At 70.2% G+C, this 22,779-nt stretch carries 22 protein-coding genes; 15 read left to right on the top strand and 7 right to left on the bottom strand.

Annotation, left to right across the window (positions count from 1 at the left end; genetic code table 11):
- Window positions 1-80: 80 nt before the first annotated feature.
- Window positions 81-1,403, bottom strand: coding sequence for an MATE family efflux transporter (locus tag ACCO44_RS17095; protein WP_372467531.1), 1,323 nt, complete (start codon window positions 1,401-1,403; stop codon window positions 81-83).
- A gap of 94 nt (window positions 1,404-1,497) precedes the next feature.
- On the opposite strand from ACCO44_RS17095, the gene ACCO44_RS17090 reads away from it, so the two are divergent.
- The 3 genes from ACCO44_RS17090 to ACCO44_RS17080 all read left to right on the top strand — a co-directional run bounded on the left by ACCO44_RS17090 (window position 1,498) and on the right by ACCO44_RS17080 (window position 5,222).
- Window positions 1,498-2,046, top strand: coding sequence for a DUF1992 domain-containing protein (locus ACCO44_RS17090; RefSeq protein WP_372467530.1), 549 nt, complete (start codon window positions 1,498-1,500; stop codon window positions 2,044-2,046).
- A gap of 135 nt (window positions 2,047-2,181) precedes the next feature.
- Complete coding sequence (locus ACCO44_RS17085; protein ID WP_372467529.1) at window positions 2,182-4,146, top strand: M13 family metallopeptidase; 1,965 nt, start codon at window positions 2,182-2,184, stop codon at window positions 4,144-4,146.
- 113 nt (window positions 4,147-4,259) lie between these two features.
- Window positions 4,260-5,222: a serine hydrolase gene (locus tag ACCO44_RS17080; RefSeq protein ID WP_029261249.1), complete on the top strand. Its 963-nt coding sequence runs from the start codon at window positions 4,260-4,262 to the stop codon at window positions 5,220-5,222.
- Window positions 5,223-5,331: 109 nt separating this feature from the next.
- On the opposite strand, the gene ACCO44_RS17075 is transcribed toward ACCO44_RS17080, so the two are convergent.
- On the bottom strand, window positions 5,332-6,774 hold the full coding sequence (locus ACCO44_RS17075) for an MFS transporter (RefSeq protein WP_372467528.1): 1,443 nt from the start codon (window positions 6,772-6,774) through the stop codon (window positions 5,332-5,334).
- 99 nt (window positions 6,775-6,873) lie between these two features.
- Here ACCO44_RS17075 and ACCO44_RS17070 point away from each other — a divergent pair, with 99 nt between their 5' ends.
- On the top strand, window positions 6,874-7,563 hold the full coding sequence (locus ACCO44_RS17070) for a GNAT family N-acetyltransferase (protein ID WP_029261247.1): 690 nt from the start codon (window positions 6,874-6,876) through the stop codon (window positions 7,561-7,563).
- Window positions 7,564-7,596: 33 nt separating this feature from the next.
- Here ACCO44_RS17070 and ACCO44_RS17065 read toward each other — a convergent pair whose 3' ends face one another.
- The gene (locus ACCO44_RS17065; protein WP_029261246.1) at window positions 7,597-9,066 is read right to left on the bottom strand and encodes a peptide MFS transporter; all 1,470 of its coding nucleotides are present in this window, start codon (window positions 9,064-9,066) and stop codon (window positions 7,597-7,599) included.
- Between the two features lie 113 nt (window positions 9,067-9,179).
- On the opposite strand from ACCO44_RS17065, the gene ACCO44_RS17060 reads away from it, so the two are divergent.
- Window positions 9,180-10,565 carry a glycine--tRNA ligase gene (locus ACCO44_RS17060; RefSeq protein ID WP_372467526.1) on the top strand — a complete coding sequence of 462 codons (1,386 nt, stop codon included), beginning with the start codon at window positions 9,180-9,182 and terminating at the stop codon, window positions 10,563-10,565.
- A gap of 48 nt (window positions 10,566-10,613) precedes the next feature.
- On the opposite strand, the gene ACCO44_RS17055 is transcribed toward ACCO44_RS17060, so the two are convergent.
- A complete protein-coding gene (locus ACCO44_RS17055) occupies window positions 10,614-11,573 on the bottom strand; it encodes a helix-turn-helix transcriptional regulator (protein WP_372467525.1) in 960 nt (319 codons plus the stop codon).
- Window positions 11,574-11,641: 68 nt separating this feature from the next.
- On the opposite strand from ACCO44_RS17055, the gene ACCO44_RS17050 reads away from it, so the two are divergent.
- Window positions 11,642-12,790 (top strand): epoxide hydrolase family protein, encoded by a 1,149-nt coding sequence (locus ACCO44_RS17050; RefSeq protein WP_372467524.1) that lies wholly within the window; start codon window positions 11,642-11,644, stop codon window positions 12,788-12,790.
- Window positions 12,791-12,844: 54 nt separating this feature from the next.
- Here the strand turns inward: ACCO44_RS17050 and ACCO44_RS17045 are convergent, their stop codons facing one another.
- From ACCO44_RS17045 to ACCO44_RS17035, 3 genes are all read right to left on the bottom strand, one after another.
- A complete protein-coding gene (locus ACCO44_RS17045; protein ID WP_105711214.1) occupies window positions 12,845-13,270 on the bottom strand; it encodes a DUF1801 domain-containing protein in 426 nt (141 codons plus the stop codon).
- Window positions 13,267-13,839, bottom strand: a complete 573-nt coding sequence (locus tag ACCO44_RS17040; RefSeq protein WP_372467523.1) for an HhH-GPD-type base excision DNA repair protein — start codon at window positions 13,837-13,839, stop codon at window positions 13,267-13,269. Before ACCO44_RS17040 ends, ACCO44_RS17045 begins: the two co-directional genes overlap by 4 nt.
- A gap of 122 nt (window positions 13,840-13,961) precedes the next feature.
- Window positions 13,962-15,263, bottom strand: coding sequence for a glutamyl-tRNA reductase (locus ACCO44_RS17035; protein ID WP_029261240.1), 1,302 nt, complete (start codon window positions 15,261-15,263; stop codon window positions 13,962-13,964).
- An 87-nt stretch (window positions 15,264-15,350) separates the two neighbouring features.
- Between ACCO44_RS17035 and hemE the strand changes: the two genes are divergently transcribed.
- The 9 genes from hemE (at window position 15,351) to hemB (ending at window position 22,769) form a co-directional block, all read left to right on the top strand.
- The gene (gene hemE / locus ACCO44_RS17030) at window positions 15,351-16,373 is read left to right on the top strand and encodes a uroporphyrinogen decarboxylase (RefSeq protein ID WP_372467522.1); all 1,023 of its coding nucleotides are present in this window, start codon (window positions 15,351-15,353) and stop codon (window positions 16,371-16,373) included.
- Window positions 16,374-16,410: 37 nt separating this feature from the next.
- Window positions 16,411-17,979: an NAD(P)/FAD-dependent oxidoreductase gene (locus ACCO44_RS17025; protein WP_372467521.1), complete on the top strand. Its 1,569-nt coding sequence runs from the start codon at window positions 16,411-16,413 to the stop codon at window positions 17,977-17,979.
- A gap of 150 nt (window positions 17,980-18,129) precedes the next feature.
- A complete protein-coding gene (locus ACCO44_RS17020; protein WP_372467520.1) occupies window positions 18,130-18,567 on the top strand; it encodes a hypothetical protein in 438 nt (145 codons plus the stop codon).
- A 1-nt stretch (window position 18,568) separates the two neighbouring features.
- A complete protein-coding gene (locus tag ACCO44_RS17015) occupies window positions 18,569-18,976 on the top strand; it encodes a phage holin family protein (RefSeq protein WP_029261236.1) in 408 nt (135 codons plus the stop codon).
- Window positions 18,963-19,235 (top strand): hypothetical protein, encoded by a 273-nt coding sequence (locus tag ACCO44_RS17010; protein WP_372467519.1) that lies wholly within the window; start codon window positions 18,963-18,965, stop codon window positions 19,233-19,235. The genes ACCO44_RS17015 and ACCO44_RS17010 overlap by 14 nt, the downstream gene beginning before the upstream one ends.
- Before the next feature lie 80 nt (window positions 19,236-19,315).
- The gene (hemQ, locus tag ACCO44_RS17005) at window positions 19,316-19,996 is read left to right on the top strand and encodes a hydrogen peroxide-dependent heme synthase (protein WP_029261234.1); all 681 of its coding nucleotides are present in this window, start codon (window positions 19,316-19,318) and stop codon (window positions 19,994-19,996) included.
- Window positions 19,997-20,001: 5 nt separating this feature from the next.
- The gene (gene hemC / locus ACCO44_RS17000) at window positions 20,002-20,991 is read left to right on the top strand and encodes a hydroxymethylbilane synthase (protein ID WP_372467518.1); all 990 of its coding nucleotides are present in this window, start codon (window positions 20,002-20,004) and stop codon (window positions 20,989-20,991) included.
- A gap of 6 nt (window positions 20,992-20,997) precedes the next feature.
- The gene (locus tag ACCO44_RS16995) at window positions 20,998-21,795 is read left to right on the top strand and encodes a uroporphyrinogen-III synthase (protein WP_029261232.1); all 798 of its coding nucleotides are present in this window, start codon (window positions 20,998-21,000) and stop codon (window positions 21,793-21,795) included.
- The gene (gene hemB, locus ACCO44_RS16990) at window positions 21,792-22,769 is read left to right on the top strand and encodes a porphobilinogen synthase (protein WP_262001692.1); all 978 of its coding nucleotides are present in this window, start codon (window positions 21,792-21,794) and stop codon (window positions 22,767-22,769) included. Before ACCO44_RS16995 ends, hemB begins: the two co-directional genes overlap by 4 nt.
- The last annotated feature ends 10 nt before the right edge of the window (window positions 22,770-22,779 follow it).

Below are 22,779 nucleotides of genomic sequence, written 5' to 3'. Positions count from 1 at the left end.
CGCGCGTAGTATTCCGCGGATTCCGGTGGGTGGGGAGAAGTGGCGATTGACCGGATCGGTGCAGTGCCGGACGCCCGGCGTCAGACGGTCGCCGCGAGCCAGCGCCCGGACCGCACGCGCCAGCCGAGAGTGCCCAGACGCGCGAGCAGATAGACGCCGAAGAAGGCGACCGCGAGCCACACGAGTCCCGCGGTGCCGTCGACCCCGGTCGCGGCGATGATCCACAGCGCCGGGAGGAACGGGACCAGGTTCAGGCCCCCGGCGATCGCGAGGTAGCGGGCGTCGTTCGCGCCCATGAGCACCCCGTCGAGCACGAACACGACACCCGCGATCGGCTGGGCGACGGCGAGCACGAGCAGTGCCGGCTGCACGAGGGCGGCGATCTCCGCCGAGCCGGTGAACACGATGCCGAGCACCCCGGAGAGTGCGGCGATCAGGCCGCCGACGATCACACCGAACCACGCGCCCCAGGCCACGGTGCGGGCCAGCACCCGGTGGACCTGCCGTTCGTCTCCGGCGCCCAGCTCCTTGCCGATGAGCGCCTGCGCGGCGATCGCGAGGGCATCGAGCGCGAACGCCGCGGCGGAGAAGATCGTGAAAACGATCTGCCACCCGGCCAGCTCCTCGGTGCCGATGCCGGTGGCGATGCCCACGGTCGCGAGCAGGGCGACGCGCAGGCTCACGGTGCGAAGGAACAACCATCCGCCCGACGTCGCCGTGCTCCGGATGCCGGCGCGCTGGGCGCGCAGTGAGGCGCTGTGACGGGTCGCCAGGCGGCGGATGACCAGGGCGTACGCGGCGACCATGCCCCACTGCGCCGTCACGGTGCCGGCGGCCGAGCCCGCGATACCCCACCCGAGTCCGTATATGAAGAGCCAGTTGAGCAGGGCGTTCGCGCCGAAGCCGAGCCCCGCGATCCAGAGCGGCGTCATCGTGTCCTGCATGCCGCGCAGCAGGCCGGTCGCGGCGAAGACGATGAGCATCGCCGGCAGGCCCCACATCGAGATCACCAGGTACTCGTTGGCCTGCTGTGCGACGGCCTCGTTCGCGCCGAACAACGAGACCAGCCACGGTGAGGAGACCGCGCCGACGACGGCGAGCACCGCGCCGAGTCCGAGCGCGAGCCACATGCCGTTGATGCCGACCGACACGGCCTCGCCCGGCTGTCCGGCGCCGAAGCGGCGGGCGACCGCCGGAGTGGTCGAGTAGGCGAGGAACACCATGAGTCCGACGATCGTCTGCAGCACGGCTCCCGCGATGCCGAGGCCCGCGAGCGGGGTCGTGCCGAGGTGCCCGACCAGGGCGGCATCCACGATCAGGAACGCGGGCTCCGCGATCAGCGCGCCGAGGGCCGGGACCGCGAGGCGCAGGATCTCTCGGTTGAGGGAGGCGCGCGCGGTCATCCTCCGAGCCTATGACCTGGCGCCGACCTCGTCCGTCCGCGCCCCCGAGAGCCGTCGTAGGGTGGGAGGGAATCGGATGCCGCGGAGGTGCATCATGACGGATCCCCGAGAAGCTGCGGCGCGCTACCGCGCGCAGCAGCAGCAGGCCGAGACCGCGGACGGCGATGAGGAGTCGGGCGCCCCGCCGGGAGCCGGTGCCGCCGTCGACAGGGCCGCCTTCATCGAGACGGCGATCCAGGTGGCGATCCGTCGCGGCGAGTTCGACGATCTTCCCGGCGCGGGCAAGCCGCTCGAGGGACTCGGCACCCACCACGACCCGGACTGGTGGATACGCCGCAAGATCGAGACCGAGAACCTCACCGGACTCGGCCCGCCCGCCATCCTGCTGCGCACCGAGGACCGGGAGCTCAACGACCAGCTCGACCTGCTCGGCCGCGAGTCGGACGTGCGTGACGTGCTCGAGGACTTCAACAAGCGCGTGCGCGAGGCGCGTCGCCAGCTCCAGGGCGGACCTCCCGTCGTGACCGAACCGAGGGATGTCGACGCCGAGGCGGTGGCCTGGGCGGAGCGTCGGGCGTCGCGGCCGGCGGCTGCGCCGGTGCCGGAGCCGCGCCGCCGACGCTTCGGTCGGCGACGCCGCTGAAGTCCGCTGCGCTTCCCGCGGTGAAATGCGCCTCGTTCGGCCGGATGCCGCGAGTCTGGCCGAACGAAGCGCGATCGGCCGAAGATGGTGCAGCGAATCGACCTGACGTCCGAGGCGGGTCATAGGCTGGTGCGCATGACTGACGTTCTTCCCGTGGGCCTCGCCCTTGATGAGTTCAGCTCCGACATCCGCCCGCAGGACGACCTCTATCGTCACGTGAACGGCGCCTGGCTTTCGCGCACCGAGATCCCTGGCGACAAGGCGCGGTGGGGCTCGTTCCATCTTCTCGCCGAGCAGGCCGAGAAAGACGTGCGGGCGATCATCGAGGAGTCGCAGGATGCCGAGGAGGGTACGCTCGCCCGCAAGATCGGCGACCTGTTCGCGAGCTTCATGGACACCGAGCGCATCGATGCCGCCGGTCTCTCTCCGCTGGAGGAGACCCTCGCCGAGGTCGACGCCATCGACGGCGTCCCGGCGTTCCTGCGCACGGTGGGCGCCTACGACCGCGACGGTCGCGCGGCCGTGATCGGCATGTACGTCGACGGTGACCCGGGCGACCCGGAGCGCTACCTGCCCGTGCTCATGCAGGCCGGGCTGTCCCTGCCGGATGAGAGCTACTTCCGGCTCGACACGTTCGCCGACACCCGGGCCGCCTATCGCGCACACCTCGAACGGCTGCTCGACCTTGCCGGTGTTCCGGATGCCGCGGCGAACGCCGACCGGGCGATCGCGCTCGAGACCGAGCTCGCCGGGCACCACTGGGACAACGTGCGCAGCCGCGACGCCGTGGCGACCTACAACCTCAAGACCTGGGACGAGCTGCAGGAGCTCGCGGGCGTCGACCTGGCTCCGTGGCGCGAAGCGGTGTCGCCGTCGAACCCGGCGGCCTTCGACGAGGTCGTCGTCTCGCAGCCCAGCTTCTTCGAGGGGCTCGGCTCGCTCCTCACGCCCGAGCGGCTCGACGACTGGAAGGCGTGGCTGCGGGCCAAGGTCGTGCACGCGGCGGCTCCGTACCTCACCGACGACCTGGTGCAGGAGAACTTCTCGTTCTACGGCACCGAGCTCACCGGCGTGCCGACGATCCGCGAGCGCTGGAAGCGCGGCGTCTCTCTGACCGAGGGCGCGCTCGGCGAGGCGATCGGCAAGGTCTACGTCGAGCGGCACTACCCGCCGACAGCGAAGGCCGCGATGGACGAGCTGGTCGCCCACCTGATCGAGGCGTATCGCCAGAGCATCACCGACCTCGAGTGGATGACCGCCGAGACCCGGGAGCGCGCGCTCGCCAAGCTCGACTCCTTCACGCCCAAGATCGGCCACCCCGAGGTGTGGCGCGACTACTCGAGCCTGGAGATCGACCGCACCGACCTGTTCGGCAACGTGCGCCGGGCGTCGATCTTCGAGCACGACCGCCACGTCGACAAGGTCGGCAAGCCCATCGACCGCCTCGAGTGGCACATGCCGCCGCAGATGGTCAACGCGTACTACAACCCGTCCATGAACGAGATCGTGTTCCCCGCGGCCATCCTGCAGTACCCGTTCTTCGACGCGAGCCGCGACGCCGCCGCGAACTACGGCGGGATCGGCGCGGTCATCGGGCACGAGATCGGTCACGGCTTCGACGACCAGGGCAGCCGCTACGACGGCGACGGCCGACTCCAGGACTGGTGGACCGACGCCGACCGTTCGGCCTTCGAGGAACGCACCAAGGCGCTCATCGCGCAGTACGACGCGCTCGTCCCCGAAGGGCTCGACGCTGAGCACCATGTCAACGGCGCCCTCACGATCGGTGAGAACATCGGCGACCTCGGCGGCCTCGGCATCGCGCTCAAGGCCTACGAGCTCTCGCTCGGCGGCGCGGAGGCCCCGGTCATCGACGGGTACACGGGCGTGCAGCGCCTGCTGCTCTCGTGGGCGCAGGTGTGGCAGCAGAAGAGCCGCGACGCCGAGACGCTGCGACTGCTGACCATCGATCCGCACTCGCCGAACGAGTTCCGCTGCAACCAGATCGTGCGCAACATCGATGCGTTCTACGAGGCGTTCGGCGTGGACGAAGACGACGCTCTCTGGCTCCCCGAGTCGTCGCGTGTGACCATCTGGTGACCAATCGTCTGACTCTGTGATGCATCCCCCGGCGGTGGGGTTACGATAGCCCTGCCGCTGGGGAGCGCTTCCCCGCGGTATCCCGCAAATCCCCCCCCTCGTAAGGATCACGCGTGGGCGCTCTCGAGCCTGGTGAAGGGTTCCGCAACTCCTCGGCCCCGGAGTCTGTCGGCGGTGCGCCGGAGTCTTCTGCGGGCCGTCGCTCCCAGCGCACCAGTCGTCGCCTCCCGCGGCGCGCCGCGCTCGGGCGCCGCTCCTTCACAGCCACCCTGCGGTCGCTCGAGGGGTTGGTCGATTCCGGCGCTCAGGTGTCGGTGCACGTCGTCGACCTCGACAATCATGTGCACGTGCTGGCCGGCGACGATCACGTGACCATGCCCGTCGCGGGGCTCGGCGTCGTCCCACTGCTGATCGAGGTGGCCGCCGGTTTCCAGAGCGGAGCGCTCGATCCGTTCGAGATCATCGAGCGGGACAGTGTCGAGGCCGTGGAGACCTCCGGCCTGTGGCGGCATCTGCACGCCCCGGCGCTGCCGCTCGAGGATCTCGCCGTGCTGGCCGCGACAGCCGGCGATCCGATCGCCGTGAACGCCCTGCTGCAGAAGGTCGGACATGACCGGGTGCGCGAGCGCATCGAGTCGCTCGGCCTGCGCCGTACGGCCCTGCTCGACCGGTTCCGTGACCGCCGCGGTCCGGACGACGCCCCGCAGGTCGCCGTGGGATCCGCTCGGGAGCTCGCCGGGCTGTTCTCGGCCCTGGTGAACTCGCAGGTCGTCGACGCCGCGGTCAGCGCGCAGGTGTCGGAGTGGCTGAGCCTGAACCAGGACCTGAGTCTGGTCGCGGCATCCACCGGCCTCGACCCGTTCTCGCACGATCACGACGCGCACGGTCTGCTGTTCGTGAACAAGACCGGCCGCGATCGTGGTGTCCGCGCCGAGGCGGGAGTGCTGGCCGGACCCCGTGCCGGCGTCGCCTACTCGCTCATCGTCTGCTTCGACGACCTCTCCATCACGCACCGGCTGCGCGCGCACGACGCCTTCCGGGTGCTCGGCGTCGAGCTCATGGAGTACACGCACTGAGAGCGGTTCCGTGTCGTTGGCGTGGCCGATCCCGGACCGGCTGCGACCGCCGCGAGACGGCGACCCGGACCCGCGCACGATCTCCCGCTGACGGCGCGGGGAGCGGAACTCAGCCGGGCAGGGACGGATGCTGCTCGGAGCTGCGCTGCTTCGGGATGAAGAGCGACAGCACGACCGCGATGATGCCGGCGGCGATCGCGAGCCAGAAGCACACCTCGAACGCGGCGCGGGTCGGAACCGCGACACCGTCGACGTCGATGCTCATCGCCGCGAGCACGCCGCCCATCACGGCCGAGGCGCTCGAGGTGCCGACCGAGCGGAACAGGGCGTTCAGGCCGTTCGAGGCGCCGGTCTCGTTCGCCGGCACCGACCGCATGATGATCATGGGCATCGCGGCGAAGGTGAAGCCGATGCCGACTCCGATGAAGATGTTGGCGACGAAGATGTGCCACACCTCGGAAGACCACAGCAGCACGAACACGTAGGCGAGCACGATCGCGCCGGCGCCGACGGTGAACAGCGGCCGCGGTCCGACCGTGCGCTCGAGCCAGCCGGAGAGCGGTGAGATCACCATCATCACGAGGCCGGCGGGCATGATCACGAGGGACGCCGCGAGCATGTCGAGCCCGAAACCGGCGCCGCCGACCGCGGGCATCTCGAGCAGCTGCGGGAACGTCACGTTCGAGGCGAACAGTGCGAACCCCATGCCGATCGCGGCGATGTTGGTGAACAGTACGGCGGGGCGCGCCGCCACCCGCAGGTCGAGCAGCGGGTCCTTCGTGCGCAGCTGGTACCAGCCCCACACCAGCAGCACGGCCAGCCCGCCGATGATGCAGACCAGTGTGAGGGGTGAGGTCCAGCCCCACTGCGCACCCCGGGAGACGAAGAGCAGGATGCCGGTGAGGCCGATGGCCAGCCCGATGGCGCCGAGCACATCGAGGCGCCCGGGGGAGCGGAGCACATCCTCGGGGATCACGGCCAGCACGAGCAGCAGTCCGACGACGCCGAGCGCGGCCGCGAGCCAGAACAGCATGTGCCAGTCGGCGTTCTGGGCGAGGAGTGCGGCGACGGGCATGCCGATCGCGCCGCCGACGCCCATGGTCGCGCTCATCAGGGCGACCGCGGTGCCGAGCCGCTCGGTCGGCAGCACGTCGCGCATGATCGCGATGCCGAGGGGGACGACGCCCGTCACGGCGCCCTGGAGTGCGCGCCCGACGATCACGCCGATGATCGAGCCGGAGACCGCGGCGATCACCGAGCCGAGGATCAGGATCGCGAGCAGCACGATCACGACGCGGCGTTTGCCGTACATGTCGCCCAGTCGGCCGGAGATCGGCGTGGCGACCGCGGCCACCAGCAGCGTGATCGTGACGACCCAGGTGGTGTCCTCGCGGGACGCGTTCAGCAGTTGCGGCAGCTCGGCCTGCAACGGCACGACGAGCGTGAACATGAACGACGAGCAGAGCCCCGCGAAGGCGAGGACCGCGACGATCGCCCACTTCGGCGGGGTTCGGGAGAGGCGCTTCCTGGCTCTGTCGTCGTTCGCACCCACCGGCTCAGGCTATCGGCGATCCGACGGTGCGGGGTCGTCGGAGAGGTCTGATCGCGGTCCCGTTTCCTCGAACGGGCCCAGGAGGGGCAGACTGGGTGCGTGCGAACCATCCGCGATCTCGACACCGTTGAACTCATCCTCGACGCGCAGGGCCTGCTCGACTCCATCCGGGGTCCGCAGCGCGTGGTGGATGCCGGCACCCTGCGCGCCCTGCAGCAGTCGGGCAACTACGTCGTCGGCTTCTTCGACGGCGAGGGCGACGAGGAGCGCATGGTCGGCGCCTCCATCGCCTTCTTCGGCGAGCCCGCCCGACGTGCGATGCATTCGCACATCACGGCGCTGCTGCCGGAGTACCGCGGGCGCGGCTGGGGTCGCGAGCTCAAGGAGCACCAGCGTCAGTGGGCGTTCTCGCGCGACGTCGGGCGCATCACCTGGGTGTTCGACCCGCTCGTGGCGCGCAACGCGCACTTCTTCTTCTCGGTGCTGGGCGCCCGTGCCACCGGCTACTCCGTGAACCGCTACGGCATCTTCGGCGGTGGCGACGCGGGTGACGAGAGCGACCGGCTGGACGTCGAGTGGGCGCTCGCCGACATCGCCAAGCCCCCGGCCGACGACGCGGTGGTCGAGACCCTCGAGATCCCCGCCGACATCGAGGCGATGCGCGTCTCCGACCCGGCGGCCGCCCACGAGTGGCGGCTGCGCCTGCGTGCGCAGATGGAGGGGCTGCTCGGCAGCGGCCTGACCATCGCCGGCTACGACAACGCGCGCGGCTACCTCTTCACTGCCTGAGCCGGGCGGCCGGATCGCCGATGCGGGACGCGCTCAGCGCACCCCGCGCATGAGCTTCAGCACGGGCTTGACGCTCAGCAGCAGCCCGATGCCGACGACGATGGCAATCCCCCCCAGGATCGAGAAGAAGGGCACCTCGTCGTCGGGGTTGTAGAACTGCACCAGCCAGCCGGAGATCGCCGTCCCCAGCGCGATCGACAGGAAGAACAGCGCGACCATCTGCGTGCGGAACACGCCAGGTGCGAGCTTCGTGGCGGCCGACAGGCCGACCGGCGAGATGAGCAGCTCCGCCACCGTGAACACGAAGAGGATCCCGACGATCGCCAGCAGCGGCGTGGAGTTCTCCCCGCCGCCGGCGAACGGCAGGAAGAGCAGGAACGCCGATCCCATGATGATCGCCGCGAGCGCGAACTTCACGGGCGTCGATGGTTGACGCTTTCCGAGCTTGGTCCAGATCGCGGCGAAGACACCGGACAGGATGATGATGAAGACCGGGTTGATCGACTGCACCCAGGAGACGGGCATCTCCCAGCCGAACAGGTTGCGGTTCAGACGCTGGTCGGAGTAGATCGTCAGCACCGTGAACTGCTGCTGATACAGCGACCAGAACGCGACGCTCGTGATGAACAGCGGCAGGAACGCCCACACCCGCGATCGTTCGGTCGCGTCGATGCGACGGCTGCCGAGGATCACGGAGAAGTAGGTGATCGCGGCGACGATCGTGACACCGATCACCAGGGTGGCGAGGTTGTCGGGTCGGATCACGCCGGTGAGCACCAGGACGGCGATGAGCACGATCGCGGCGGCCGCGATGAGTCCGACCAGCGGATAGCGGGACTTCGGGAGGGGGTTCGGCACCTCCCGCGCCGAGGCGGGCAGCGCCTTGCGGCCGAACGAGTACTGGATGAGCCCGAGTGTCATCCCGATGGCCGCAAGTCCGAAGCCGTAGTGGAAGCCGAGCGAGGACTGCAGGATGCCGGTGAGGATCGGGCCCAGGAAAGCGCCGAGGTTGATGCCCAGGTAGAACAGCGAGAAGCCGGCATCCCGTCGCGGGTCGTCGGCGCTGTAGAGGCTGCCGACGACCGATGTGGCGTTCGCCTTGAGTCCGCCGGATCCCAGTGCCACGAGCACGAGGCCGACGCCGACGCCGACCGCCCCGGGGAGCAACGCCAGGGCGAGGTGGCCCGCCACGATCACCATCGCGCTCACGAACAGCACCCGCTCCGCGCCGAACAGGCGGTCGGCGAGCCAGGCCCCGAGGATCGTCGACAGGTAGACCGACCCTCCGTACGCGCCCACGATGCCGCCCGCGACCGCCTTGGGGATGCCGAGGCCACCCTCGGTCATCTCGAAGTACAGGTAGATGAGCAGGATGCCCTGCATGCCGTAGAAGCTGAACCGCTCCCACATCTCGACGCCGAAGATGTGCACGAGCGCCCAGGGTTGGCCGAAGAAGCGGGTGTCTTCGTCGCGGGTCCGCCGAGTGCGCGCAGAAGTGCTCATCCCAGGACGGTACTCCGCGGTGGGCCGAGGGGCCAGGTCCCGCGCGGGACGACGGATAGAATGAGGTGCCCGTGTTCACGGGTCTTCTCCCGCATCCGACCATTGGAGCCACCATGGCCGAACAGTCCCGCCTCGACAAGGTCATCGCCCTCGCCCGCCACCGCGGGTTCGTGTTCCAAGCGGGTGAGATCTACGGCGGTTCTCGATCGGCCTGGGACTACGGGCCCCTCGGTACGGAGCTCAAGGAGAACATCCGTCGCCAGTGGTGGCAGACGTTCGTGCGCGGCCGTGGCGACATGGTCGGCCTCGACTCCAGCATCATCCTCCCCAAGCGCGTGTGGGAGGCGTCGGGTCACGTCGCCACGTTCACCGATCCGCTGGTCGAGTGCCTGCAGTGCCACAAGCGCTTCCGCGCCGACAACCTCATCGAGGACTTCGAGGCGCGCAAGGGCCGCAAGGCCGAGAACGGTCTCGCCGACATCCCCTGCCCGAACTGCGGCACCAAGGGGCAGTACACCGAGCCCAAGGCGTTCTCCGGTCTGGTGAAGACGTACCTCGGGGTCGTCGACGACGAGTCGGGCCTGTACTTCCTGCGCCCCGAGACGGCGCAGGGCATCTTCGTGAACTTCTCGAACGTGCTCACCGCGAGCCGCAAGAAGCCGCCGTTCGGCATCGGCCAGGTCGGCAAGGCGTTCCGCAACGAGATCACCCCCGGCAACTTCATCTTCCGCACCCGCGAGTTCGAGCAGATGGAGATCGAGTTCTTCACGCCCCCGGCTGAGGCGCAGGAGTGGTTCGAGCACTGGGTCGAGGCCTGCTGGAACTGGTTCATCGACCTGGGCATCGACCCCGAGAACATGCGTCAGTTCGACGTGCCCGAAGACGACCGCGCGCACTACTCGGCCGGCACGATCGACGTCGAGTACAAGTTCGGCTTCGCGGGCAAGGAGTGGGGCGAGCTCATGGGCGTCGCCAACCGCACCGACTACGACCTCTCCAGCCACAGCGAGGCGTCGGGCCAGAGCCTGACGTACTTCGACCAGGCCACCGGGGAGCGCTACACCCCGTACGTGATCGAGCCGTCGTTCGGTCTCACCCGCGCCATGATGGCGTTCCTCGTCGACGCGTACCGCGAGGAGCAGGTGCCCAACGCCAAGGGCGGCACCGATGTGCGCACGGTGCTCAAGCTCGACCCGCGCCTCGCCCCGGTCAAGGCCGCCGTGCTGCCGTTGTCGCGCAACGAGAAGCTGTCGCCGCTCGCCCGCGAGGTCGCCGACACGCTCCGCAGCTCCTGGGCCGTCGACTTCGACGACGCCGGTGCGATCGGTCGCCGCTACCGTCGCCAGGACGAGATCGGCACCCCGTTCTGCGTCACGGTCGACTTCGACTCGCTCGACGACCGTGCCGTCACGGTGCGCGACCGCGACACCATGGCGCAGGAGCGCGTCGCGATCGATGAGCTGCACGCGTACCTCGCGGAGCGTCTGCGCGGCGCCTGAGGTTCCCGCGATCAAGACCCCGTCGGCCCGAGTGGCCGGCGGGGTCTTTCATGCGCTCCCGGCGACCGCCCGCGCATACCGCTCGGAGAGCAGCTGCAGCCGCGGGAGCAGCTCGGGCGGGCTCTCGACCGTGAAGTCCATCATCAGCATCCCGATGTAGGCGGCGACGGTGTCGAGGCTGTCCGCACCCGTGACGAGGATGCAGTGCTCGTCGTCGACCGGTTCGACCACGCCGACCGCGGCATGGATCCGGTCGAGCACGGCCTCGGCGGGTGCGTCGATCCGCAGTCGGGCGTGCACCTTCCAGCCGCTCACCGCGATGGTCCGCATCGCGAACGCCGTGTAGTCGCCCCCGGGGAGCGGCTGCGGATCGAAGCGGCGATGCGTCGGCATCCGCAGCTCCATCCAGTCGACGCGGTAGGTTCCCCATTCGTCGGTCTGCGGATCGCGGGCCACGAGGTACCACCGCCGCACCCAGGTGAGCAGCCGGTACGGCTCGACCAGCACGGGCGCTCCGTCGTAGTCGAAGCGCAGCCATTCCCCGTTGCGGATCGCGCTCGCGATGGCCTGCAGCGACGCGGCGTCGACTTCGGGGTCCGGGGCATCCGTGTCGTTGTTCTCCGGTGCGCGCTCGACGCTCGATCGCAGGGCGTCGACCGTGGGGCGCAGGTGCGACGGCAGCACCTGTTCCAGCTTGGCGAGGGCTCTGGCGCTCGACTCCGCGATTCCGGCGATACCGGCCGCCGCGCGGAGACCGACGGTGACGGCCACCGCCTCCTCGTCGTCGAGCAGCAGGGGCGGCAGCTTCCCTCCGGCACCGAGCCGGTAGCCGCCGACGGACCCTCGCGTGGCGTCGACGGGATAGCCGAGGTCGCGCAGTCGCTCGATGTCGTGTCGCACGGTGCGCGCCGAGACCCCGAGACGCGACGCGAGGTCGCTTCCGGAGCGCTCCGGACCGGTCTGCAAGAGGGCCAGCAACGCGAGCAGACGAGCGGTCGGGTCGGCCATCGGAACTCCTCGAAAGTGATCTGTTTATTAGGAACGAATCCAACCTAATGCCCTTCTACCTTCGAGATATGGAAAACACGACGCTCGCCTTCCGCCCCTTCACCGTCTTGGTCTCCGCCACCGAGGTCGCCGATCTCCAGGATCGCCTCGCCCGCACCCGTCTTCCGCAGCCGTCGCCGACGGACGACTGGGATGCCGGCACCCCCAACTCCTACCTGCGCGAGGCCGTCGCCGCCTGGCGAGACTTCGACTGGGCTGCGGCCCAGGAGCGGATCAACGCGGTCCCGCACTTCACCACCGAGATCGACGGCCAGACCATCCACTTCCTCCACGTGCGCTCGGCTCACGAGGGTGCGACGCCGCTGCTCCTCGCGCACACCTACCCCGGTTCGTCGGTCGACTACCTCGACCTGATCGACCGGCTCGTCGACCCGGTGGCTCACGGCGGCCGTGCCGAAGATGCCTTCGACGTCGTGATCCCGGATGCTCCGGGCTACGGGTTCTCGCAGCCTCTGGCCTCGACGGGCTGGACGGTCGGTCGGGTCGCCGCGGCGTACGACCGCCTCATGCGCGGGCTCGGCTACGACAGCTACGGCATCCACGGCTCCGACAACGGCGCGATGGTGGCCCGTGAGCTGGGTCTGCTCGAGCCCGCGGGCTTCCTCGGACTCCACGTGCTGCAGCTGTTCTCGTTCCCCTCGGGCGACCCGGCGGAGTTCGAGAAGCTCGAGCCTGCGGACTACGCCGGCCTCGAGCACATGCAGTGGTTCCAGTCCGTCGGCGGCTACAACACGATGAACGCCTCGCGCCCGCAGACGGTGTCGGTGGGGCTCAGCGACTCCCCGGTCGGGCTGCTCGCCTACAGCGAGCTGTTCAACTCGTTCGGCAACGGCACGTCGCTCGTGCCGCTCGAGAAGATCCTGCTCGAGGTCAGCGTGAACTGGTTCGCGAACGCGGCCTCGGGCATGAGCCGCAGCTACCTGGAGAACGCCAGGGCGGATGCCGCGGCAGAGGGCGCCGAGCCGCGGATCAATGCCGCACGGACCGGGGTCGCCGTGTTCGCGGACGACTTCCAGACGATCCGGGTCTTCGCCGAGCGCGACAACACGAACATCGTGCACTGGAGCCGCTTCGACGAGGGCGGACACTTCGCCGCCCTGGAGCGTCCGGACCTGCTGGCCGACGACATCCGCGCATTCTTCGCCACGCAGTCCTGATCCCGCACACTGAAGACCCGTCCGTGCCGCTGCCGCACGGGCGGGTCTCGCGTGTCAACCGGTGACGGTGAGCTGCACCTCGGGGGTGCCGCCGGCTTCGACCCACGCGAGCGAGCGTTCGAGGATGCCGCGCAGCACGTCGAGGTCGACCTGCTCCAGGTCCTTGATGTACAGGCATCCGACGCCCGTCGTATGCGGGCCGAGCTCGGCGAGAGCCTCGGAGTGGGCACCGACGCCGTCGAAGAGGTAGATCGTGGTCGCGGCCTTGCGGGGTGCGAAGCCGAGCAGTCCGCTGTCGCCCTCGGTGCCGGTCGGGTAGCGGTAGTGGCACGAACCGAAGCCGATGATCGTGCCCCAGGTCTGCGGCTCGCGGCCGGTGATCTCCTGCATGAGTGCGGTCAGCGTCTCGGCGTCCCGGCGTCGGACGGCGGGGGAGGAGCGGGCGATGAGTCCCGCGACATCATCGCCCGTGGGCTTCACTTCGGAGCCTTCGCCGCGGCCTTCATAGCCTTCTTGTGCTCGCGCACCTTCGTGAGGGACTCGGACGAGACGATGTCGGCGACGCTGCGATACGAGCCGTCTTCGCCGTAGGGAGCGGATGCCTCGCGCCAGCCCTCGCCCGTGAAGCCGTACTGCTTGCCCAGCAGAGCCAGGAAGATCTTCGCCTTCTGTTCGCCGAATCCGGGGAGGGCCTTCAGGCGCTTCAGTACCTCGGGGCCGTCCGGGTCGCCCTCGGTCCAGAGGGCAGCGGCGTCGCCGTCCCAGTCATCGACGAGCGTCTGGCACAGCGTCTGCACGCGCGTCGCCATCGACCCGGGGAAGCGGTGCACGGCGGGCGTCTGCTTGAACGCCTCGAGGAACTCGTCCGGTGCCATGTGCGCGATGGTCGCGGCATCCGCCGCTCCGGTGCGCTGCTCGATCTTGAGCGGACCGGCGAACGCGGTCTCCATGGGGACCTGCTGATCCAGCAGCATCCCCACCAGCAGGGCGAGCGGATTGTCGGTCAGCAGCTCGTCGGCGGCGGTGTCTCCGGTGATGTGAAGGGCCATGCCTCCAGTGTCGCACCCTGCGGTCGAGGCACGCATCGATCGGCTGATCGCGCGTGCTTCGGCCATTCGGGCGCGAAACGGCCGAGGGAGGTGCAGAAGGCCGAAGGGAGCGCGAGCGCGGGTCAGGCGGTGGCTGCGTCGTCCGCGGCAGACGCGTCGGCCTCGGGTGCGATGCCGTACAGGGCGGCGAGCGCCGCGGTGAACTCGTCGGCGCGGCCGGCGGCGGCGAGCTCGTGAGCGCGCACGGTCGGCGTGTGCAAGAGCACGCCCGAGAGGTGACGCAGAGCCTGTTCCACCTTGCCGTCCTCATCGCCGCGCGCACGGGCACGGTCGATCTCGCGCTCGAGCAGCTCGAAGATGTGTGAGCGGAGTGCGACGACCGACGGCGTCACGCTCTGGCGGGAACCCACCACATGGAAGGTCTCCGCGGCCTCACGGACGACGCTGCGTGCGGCATCCGTCGCCTGCAGCTCTTCGAGCGGCGCGTGCAGGCGGATGGTCTCGAGGTCGAGCAGGGCGACACCCTCGAGGGCGGCGACGGCGGGGTCGACGTTGCGCGGCATGCCGAGGTCGACCACGAGCCGACTGTGGGCGCCGACCGGGCAGCCCGCGGCGACGGCGGCGACCGGGAGCTGCAGGTGCTCCGGGCCGAGAACGGGCTCCGTCGCCGTGGTGCAGGTGATCAGCAGGCTCGAGTGCGCGGCGGTGCGGGCGTACTCGTCGGCGGCGACCGGACGGATGCCGTGCTTCGCGGCGAACACCGCGGCGCGGCCGGAGGGGGAGTACACCGAGATGTCGACGGCGCCGCGCTCACGCAGCGTGGCGAGGGTGACCGCCGCGTAGGCGCCGGTGCCGACCAGCAGCACCCGCTCGGCGGACCAATCCGCGATGCGGCTGTCGGCCAACTCCAGTGCGAGGCGCACGAGAGAGCGGCCGGCGCGGCCGAGCGCGGTGACGTTCTTGACCTTGCGCTGCGCCTGGCTGGCGCGCTGGAAGAGGCGCTCGAGCTCGGGCGAGGTGGTGCCGTCCTTGCGGGCGGACTTCAGAGCGCGGCGCACCTGACCGGCGATCTCGCCCTCGCCGGAGACGACGGATTCTAGACCGGAGGCGACTGAGAAGAGGTGCTCGGCGACGCGGCGGCCCGAGTGCACGGTGTAGGCGCCGTCGAGTTCTGCGGCGGGGATGCCGGTGGCGGATTCGACCGCTTCGATGACCGCTTCGACCCCGATGGCGCCGGCCGCGGTGAGCGGTTCGTCCATTTCCACGTACGCCTCGAACCGGTTGCACGTCGCGAGGACCACGGCACCCTGCACGCACGGCGTCATACCCACGATGGTGGGAGCGACGTCGTCGGGGGTGCGGCTCAGGCGTTCGAGCAATTCGAAGGAGGCGGTCTTGTGACTCGCCGTCACACACAGCAGCACAGCTCGATTGTACCGGAGAGCGTGGCGACCGGGATTCGACCGGGCGAACTCGGCGGCCGCATAAGGGCGGAATGGGAGGATGGGGGCATGGCCCTCTCCGACGCTCCGCTCCTGCGCGCCCTCGCAGGCGACCGCCCCGCCCATGCTCCGGTGTGGTTCATGCGGCAGGCCGGCAGGTCGCTCCCCGAGTACCGCGACCTGCGCGTCGGGACCCGGATGCTCGACGCCTGCCTCACGCCCGACCTCGCCGCTGAGATCACGCTGCAGCCGGTACGCCGCCACGGGGTGGATGCGGCCGTCTTCTTCAGTGACATCGTCATCCCGCTGCGCCTCGCCGGGGTCGACGTCGAGATCGAGCCGGGGCGTGGGCCGGTGTTCGCGAACCCGGTGCGCACCGCATCCGACGTCGATCGCATCACGGCCATCGACCCCGACGGCCTCGACGGCACGGCGATCGCCGAGGCCGTGCGCCTCGTCACGGCCGAGCTCGGCGACACCCCGCTGATCGGTTTCGCGGGTGCCCCCTTCACTCTCGCGGCCTACCTCGTCGAGGGCGGCCCCTCCAAGGAGCACCTGCGTGCACGGGGCATGATGCACTCCGACCCCGACTCGTGGAACCGTCTCGCCGGCTGGCTCGCGAAGGTCTCGCGCCGCTTCCTCGAGACCCAGCGCGATGCCGGGGCATCCGTCGTGCAGCTCTTCGACAGCTGGGCCGGCTCGCTGAGCACCGCGGACTACCGCGCCTTCGTCGCCCCGCACTCCCGCGCGGCACTCGAGGGCATCGGCCTGCCGACCATCCACTTCGGTGTCGGCACGGGTCCGTTCCTCGCCGACATGCGCCTCGACGGCATCGCCGACGGTGTCGGCGTCGACTGGCGTCAGCCGCTGGATGAGGCCGCCGCGATCCTCGGCCCGGATGTCACGGTGCAGGGCAACATCGACCCCGCCCTGCTCTCCGCCCCCTGGCCCGTGCTGGAGGCACACGTGCGCGATGTGATCGCGCGCGGCCGCGCGGCCCGGGCACACATCCTCAACCTCGGCCACGGCGTCCCGCCCGAGACCGACCCCGACCAGCTCACCCGCATCGTCGAGCTCGCGCACACCGTCTGACGATCAGGCCGAGACGGCCGATGGGAGAATTGACCGCATGACCTCAGAGCCGTCTTCCGCCGAGCCGTCCGACCTCGCCGCCCGCGCGGCGGAGAAGCACGTCGTCGTCATCGGCGGCGGCATCGGCGGACTCGTCGCCGCGCGCGAGTGCGCCAAGGTCGGCATGCAGGTGACGCTGCTCGAAGCCGCAGACGAACTGGGTGGCGCGATCCGCCGGATCGAGCTCGACGGAGTCGTCGTGGACGCCGGCGCCGAGAGCTACGCGACCAGGGGCGGCCTGGTGCGGGCACTGGTCGAGGAGCTGGGGCTGGCCGACCGTATCGTCGCCCCGCGGCCGGGCGGTGCATGGCTCGCCGGCATCCCGGGCGTGGGTGCGGCGCCGCTGCCTGTCGGCGGCATCCTCGGCATCCCCGCGAACCCCTTCCAGGACGACGTCCGTCGCATCCTCGGCTGGTCCGGCGTCTGGCGCGCCTACCTCGACCGGGTGCGTCCCCCGCTCACGATCGGCCACCAGCTGAGTCTGGGGAAGCTGGTCTCCTCGCGGATGGGATCGAAGGTGCGGGACCGCCTCGTCGCTCCCGTGACCACCGGCGTCTACTCCGCATCTCCCGACGACGTCGACATCGACATCGCGGCTCCCGGCCTCAATGCCGCGCTCACCCGCGTCGGGTCGCTGTCCGGTGCGGTGCAATCTCTTCGGGACGATGCGGCAGCGAAGGCCGGCGTCGCCACGGCGGCGAAGACCCCCGGCGCGGCGGTCGAGGGCCTGTCCGGCGGCATGAGCGGGCTCGTCGATGCGCTGGCAGACGACCTGGCCCGTCTCGGGGCCGAGGTGCGCACGGGCGTGCGCGTGCGGGGCCTCCGCAAGACCGCGAAGGGCTGGGGCGTCGAGACCGAGGCTGCCCCCGAGATCGCCCCCCCGGCGGCTGACGAGACCGGTCCGCTGGTCGCCGAGCTGCACGCGGCCGAGGCGGTCGAGTCCGAGCCCGTGATCGATCAGATCGCCGCCGACGCGGTCATCGTCGCCACGCCTGAGGCCGCCGCCCGCGCGCTCCTCTCCGCTGCGGTGCCGGCGCTGAAGAAGGCCGAGGCCGCCGCGTCGCCCGAGATCGAGATCGTCACGCTCCTGCTCGACGCCCCCGTGCTGGATGCCGCGCCGCGCGGCACCGGCGTGCTCACGGTGCCCGACAGCCACACGGCCAAGGCGCTCACGCACTCGACCGCGAAGTGGGCCTGGGTGCGGGAAGCCGCAGGTCGGCGACACCTCGTCCGGGTGTCGTTCGGAGCGCAGGGGGAGCCCGCAGCGACGGCGGCGCTGAGCGACGAGGCCGCCGCCGATCTCGCGCGGACCGAAGCCGCCACGATGCTCGGGGTCACGCTCGCCCCCGAAGCCGTGATCGCCGCCCACCGCGGTCGGTTCGTGCAGTCGCAGCCCGCGTCGATCATCGGCTCCGGCGAACGGCGCGCAGCGGCACGCGCGGCGGTCCAGGCCGTCCCCGGCATCGCCGCGGTGGGAGCCTGGCTCGCCGGCACGGGCCTCGCACAGGTGATCCCGGATGCGCGCGACGAAGCCGACCGCCTGCGCCGCGCCCTGTTGTGGGAGTGAGTGCGCGCTCTGTGTCAACCCTCTGACCCATAGATGCCGAAATCGGCATACGGGGCTACGCTGGGAGCCTGGTCGCGGGGAGCGGAAGCCTGCGGGCCATCCAAGCCGGGCGAAGCAGGCCGGACAACCGGAACTAGGTGAGGAGACCCCATGAAGGGGAAGATCGGACTCGTCGTCGGACTCGGCGTGGGCTACGTCCTCGGCACCCGTGCCGGACGTGAGCGCTATGAGCAGATCAAGACGCAGTGGCTGAAGGTGTGGGAACTCGATCCCGTGCAGGAGCAGGTCTCCAAGGTCAAGGGCTTCGTCGGTGACAAGGCTGCGGCCGTGCCGGGCGCTCTCTGGACCGGCGTCGTCAAGGTGGCCAAGTCGGTGACCGGCAACGGCACTCCGGGGCAGCGCCTCGACTCCGCCATCGCCACCGGTCGCGAGGCCGCGGAAGACCTGGCCGAGGCCACCGAGGAGGCCGTCGAGGCGGCGAAGGCGACCGCCAAGACGAGCAAGCCCGCGTCGAAGCCGGCCGCGTCGAAGTCCACTGCCTCCAAGTCCACTGCCTCGAAGTCCGCACCCAAGAAGACCGGCGCCTGACATGCCCCGCGGATACCGAGATCGTGCCGACGACAGTCTGCTGACCCTCCTCGGGGATCTTCCGGAACTCGTCACGAATCTGGTCAAGGCCGAGATCGACGCCGCCAAGGCGTGGGTCTCGCGCACCTCGAAGGATGCCGGCATCGGTTCCGTGTGGTTCGTCGTCGCGCTGTTCTTCCTGTTCTGGGCCGTGCCGGTGATCCTCGTGTTCGCGATCGCGGGGCTGTCGTCCTGGTGGCCGGTGTGGCTGTCGGCGATCGTCGTGTTCGGCATCCTGATCCTCGCCGTGCTGCTGTTCGCGCTGCTGGGCATCCTGAAGTTCCGCAAGGTTCTCCGCCGTCAGAACCCGGCGCAGGCCGTGGCCGAAGACATCCGACTCGTGAAGGAGGCCGGCGATGACGAATTCTGAGTCCCTGCCGCGCACCGTCGTCCCCGCAGGCATCGTCGACCCGGTGACCTCCGCTCGAGCCGAGCTGAAGGCGGCGCTGGCCGCCATCGAGGTGAAGGGGAACATCCCCCGCCGCGTCGAGAAGGCATCGACCCGCACTGCGGCGAAGGCCCGGGTCTTCGCCGACCGCAATCCGCTCGGCGCGATCGCCGCGACCGTCGGCATCGCAGCCGTCGTGGGGGGCGCGGTCTGGGCGATCGCGCGCGCCATTTCACGCTGACGACCGCATTCCAGGATGCCGCTGATTCCCCCGGTCGGGGGGATTAGCGGCTCCTGCGCAAACGAGGCAGACTGGGGAGCATGATGTCCGAAGAGCGCGATGAGAACCCGTCCGGCTTCACCCTCTGGGCCGTCTGGCGACGAAACCCCGACGTTCCCGTGACGGAGACCGAGTCGACCGAGCTCGAGACGATCGTCTCCTACGTCGAGGACTCCGGCGTGACCGTCCGCGGCTTCTACGACGTCTCCGGCCTCAAGGCCGACGCCGATCTCATGGTCTGGCTGCACGGCGAGACCGCCGAGGAGCTGCAGAAGGCGCTGCGTCGCCTGCGCCGCACCGAACTGCTCCGCCCGCTCCTCCCGGTGTGGAACGTCATGGGCGTGCACCGCGACGCCGAGTTCAACCGCGCCCACGTGCCCGGCTTCCTCCGCGGGGTCGAGCCGAAGGATTGGCTGTGCCTCTACCCGTTCGTGCGCACGCCGGAGTGGTACCTGGCCCCCGAGGAGGAGCGTCGCAAGATGCTCGCCGACCACGGCCGCAAGGGCGCTGCGTTCACCGGCGTCCTCGCCAACACGGTCGCCTCGTTCGCGCTCGGCGACTACGAGTGGCTGCTGCCCCTCGAGGCCGACGAGCTCACCGACCTCGTCGACCTGATGCGCGACCTCCGCTACACCGACGCCCGCCTGTACGTGAAGGAGGAGGTGCCCTTCTACACGGGGCGCAGACTCCGGTTCGACGAGATCGCGGACGTTCTGCAGTAAGCGCCATGAGCACCCCCATCCGTCTGGGCACCCGTCGCAGCGCGCTCGCGCAGGCGCAGTCCGGTCATGTCGCCACGGCCCTCGAGAAGCTCTCGGGGCGCCGGGTCGAGCTCGTCCCCATCACCAGCGAGGGTGACACCAATCGCGCCTCGCTCTCCGAGATCGGCGGCCAGGGCATCTTCGCCACGCGACTTCGCGAGGCCCTGCTCGCCGGGGAGTGCGACTTCCTGGTGCACTCCCTGAAGGATCTGCCGACGGCCATCCCCGACGGCCTCGTGATCGCGGCGACCCCGAAGCGGGAGGATCCGCGTGACGTGGTGCTCACCCGTGACGGCATCCCGCTGCACGAGCTGCGCTCCGGGAGTACGGTCGGCACCGGCTCGCCGCGCCGCATCGCCCAGGTGCGCAGGCGGGCGCCGGGCGCCGAAGTCGTCGACATCCGCGGCAACGTCGACTCCCGGCTGGCGCGGGTCTCCACCGGGGAGCTCGACGCGGTGATCCTCGCCGCGGCAGGGCTTTCGAGGCTCGGGGCGGAGTCTCCGCTGCGTCGCGAGGAGCTCGGTCTCGCCGAGTGGCCGACCGCGCCGGGCCAGGGTTCTCTCGCCGTCGAAACACGGGAGGACGCGCCGGAAGAGCTGCGCGCGGCGCTCGTCGGTCTCGACGACCTCGACACCCGACTCGCCATCACGGTGGAGCGCGCGATCCTCGAAGGACTCGACGCGGGATGCCAGGCGCCGATGGCCGCTCACGCCGTGGTCGACGGGTCTTCGATCCGTGTCAGGACCGTCGTCTACGCCGTCGACGGCGGGCGCCGGATCGGCCTCGACGTCACCGAAGACCTGAACGGGGAGTATATTCGTCGGAACGGCAGTGGCAATGGAGCGGATGCTGCCGATGGTGCAGACCCGGTGCACGCAGCGCGCGAGCTCGGGTTCACTGTTGCCCGTCGGCTGCTCGATCAAGGGGCGGCCGGCCTCGTACCCCGAGAGCAATAAACCCTCATGACCACTTCCGAAATCAAGCAGGACCGACCGCTGGACGGCTGGCGCATTCTTGTGCCGCGTGGCGGGCCGTGGGGCGACAGCGTCGCCGCGAGCCTGCGCGCACTGGGCGCGGTGCCCGTCGTCGCGCCGCTCATCAACTTCGCGCCGACCACCGATCAGGCGACGCTCGACACCGCGCTGGCGCAGCTGGCCGCGGGCGAGTTCGACTGGCTGACCGTCACGAGCGCCACGACCGTCGATGTGCTCTTCGCGCATCGAGCCGTCATCCCTCGGTCGACGAAGATCGCTGCCGTGGGCGAGACCACCGCGGCCGCCCTGCAGGCGGTCGGCTACGAGGTCACGCTGGTGCCCGAGCAGGACAACTCGGCCGAGGGCATGGCGCAGCAGCTCATCGCTCTCGAACAGGAGCCGCGCCGCATCCTCGCGCTCCGCAGCGAGATCGCGAAGCCCGTGCTCAGCCTGCTCCTCTCGGAGGCGGGTCACGACGTGCACGGCGTGGTCGCCTACCGCACGGTGGGTGTCCCGGTGACCGAGCGTATCCGCCGCGACGTCGAGAACGGCCGGATCAACGCGATCCTCATCACGAGCGGCTCCGTCGCCGAGCAGGTGCGCGAGCAGTTCCCGGAGATCCCCGACGAGACGCTGCTCGCCGCCATCGGTCCACGGACCGCGAACGATGCGCAGCGTGCGGGCCTCCCGGTGTCGGTGGTCGCCGACCGGCAGACCATCGATGCGCTGATCGATGCGGTCTCGCACTTCACGCTTCCGCACGCGGCCGACGAGTTCGCGCCGTGAGCTACCCCGATGTCCGACTGAGGCGCCTGCGTCAGTCGCGGGCCGTGCGTGATCTCGTGCGCGAGACCTCGCTGCAGCCCCGACAGCTCGTCCTGCCGCTCTTCGTCCGCGAAGGCATCGCGGAGCCGGTGCAGATCGGTTCGATGCCCGGGGTCGCCCAGCACTCGATCGACTCGCTGCGTGCTGCCGCCGTCGAGGCGGCGGAGGCCGGCGTCGGCGGCGTGATGCTGTTCGGTGTGCCGTCGGTTCGCGACGCTCGCGGGTCCGGAGCAGACGACCCGCGCGGCATCCTGAACGTCGCGACCGAAGCGCTGGCCGCCGAGGTCGGCGACGCGCTCGTCGTGCAGACCGACCTGTGCCTCGACGAATTCACAGATCACGGCCACTGCGGCGTGCTCGCGGCCGACGGTTCCGTGGATAACGACGCGACGCTCGAGCGCTACGCCTCGATGGCTCTCGCCCAGGCCCGTGCCGGATCCCAGCTGCTCGGACTGTCGGGGATGATGGACGGCCAGGTCGCGGTGATCCGCGCGGCGCTCGACGCCGAGGGCTTCACCGACACGCTCCTCCTCGCCTACGCCGCCAAGTACGCGAGCGCCTTCTACGGCCCCTTCCGCGAGGCCGTGGATTCTCAGCTCCGGGGTGACCGTCGCACGTACCAGCTCGATCCGGGCAACCGGCGCGAGGGCGTCCGCGAGGCCGTCGTCGACGAGGCCGAGGGCGCGGACATCGTCATGGTGAAGCCGGCGATGGCCTTCCTCGACGTGCTGCGCGAGGTGCGCGACACCGTGAGCATCCCGGTCTGGGCGTACCAGGTGTCCGGCGAGTACGCGATGATCGAGGCCGCCGGCGCGAACGGCTGGATCGACCGCCGGGCCGCCGTGCTCGAATCCCTGCTCTCCATCCGCCGCGCGGGTGCCGATGCCGTGCTGACCTACTGGGCGACCGAGGCCGCCGGCTGGCTGCGCGACTGATACCTCCGAG

Origin of the sequence: Microbacterium maritypicum (genome assembly GCF_041529975.1) — a bacterium.
In the GTDB taxonomy this organism is placed as follows: Bacteria; Actinomycetota; Actinomycetes; order Actinomycetales; family Microbacteriaceae; genus Microbacterium.
The sequence above is the reverse complement of the archived record's forward strand: the minus strand, read 5'-3'. Positions and strand labels throughout refer to the sequence as shown.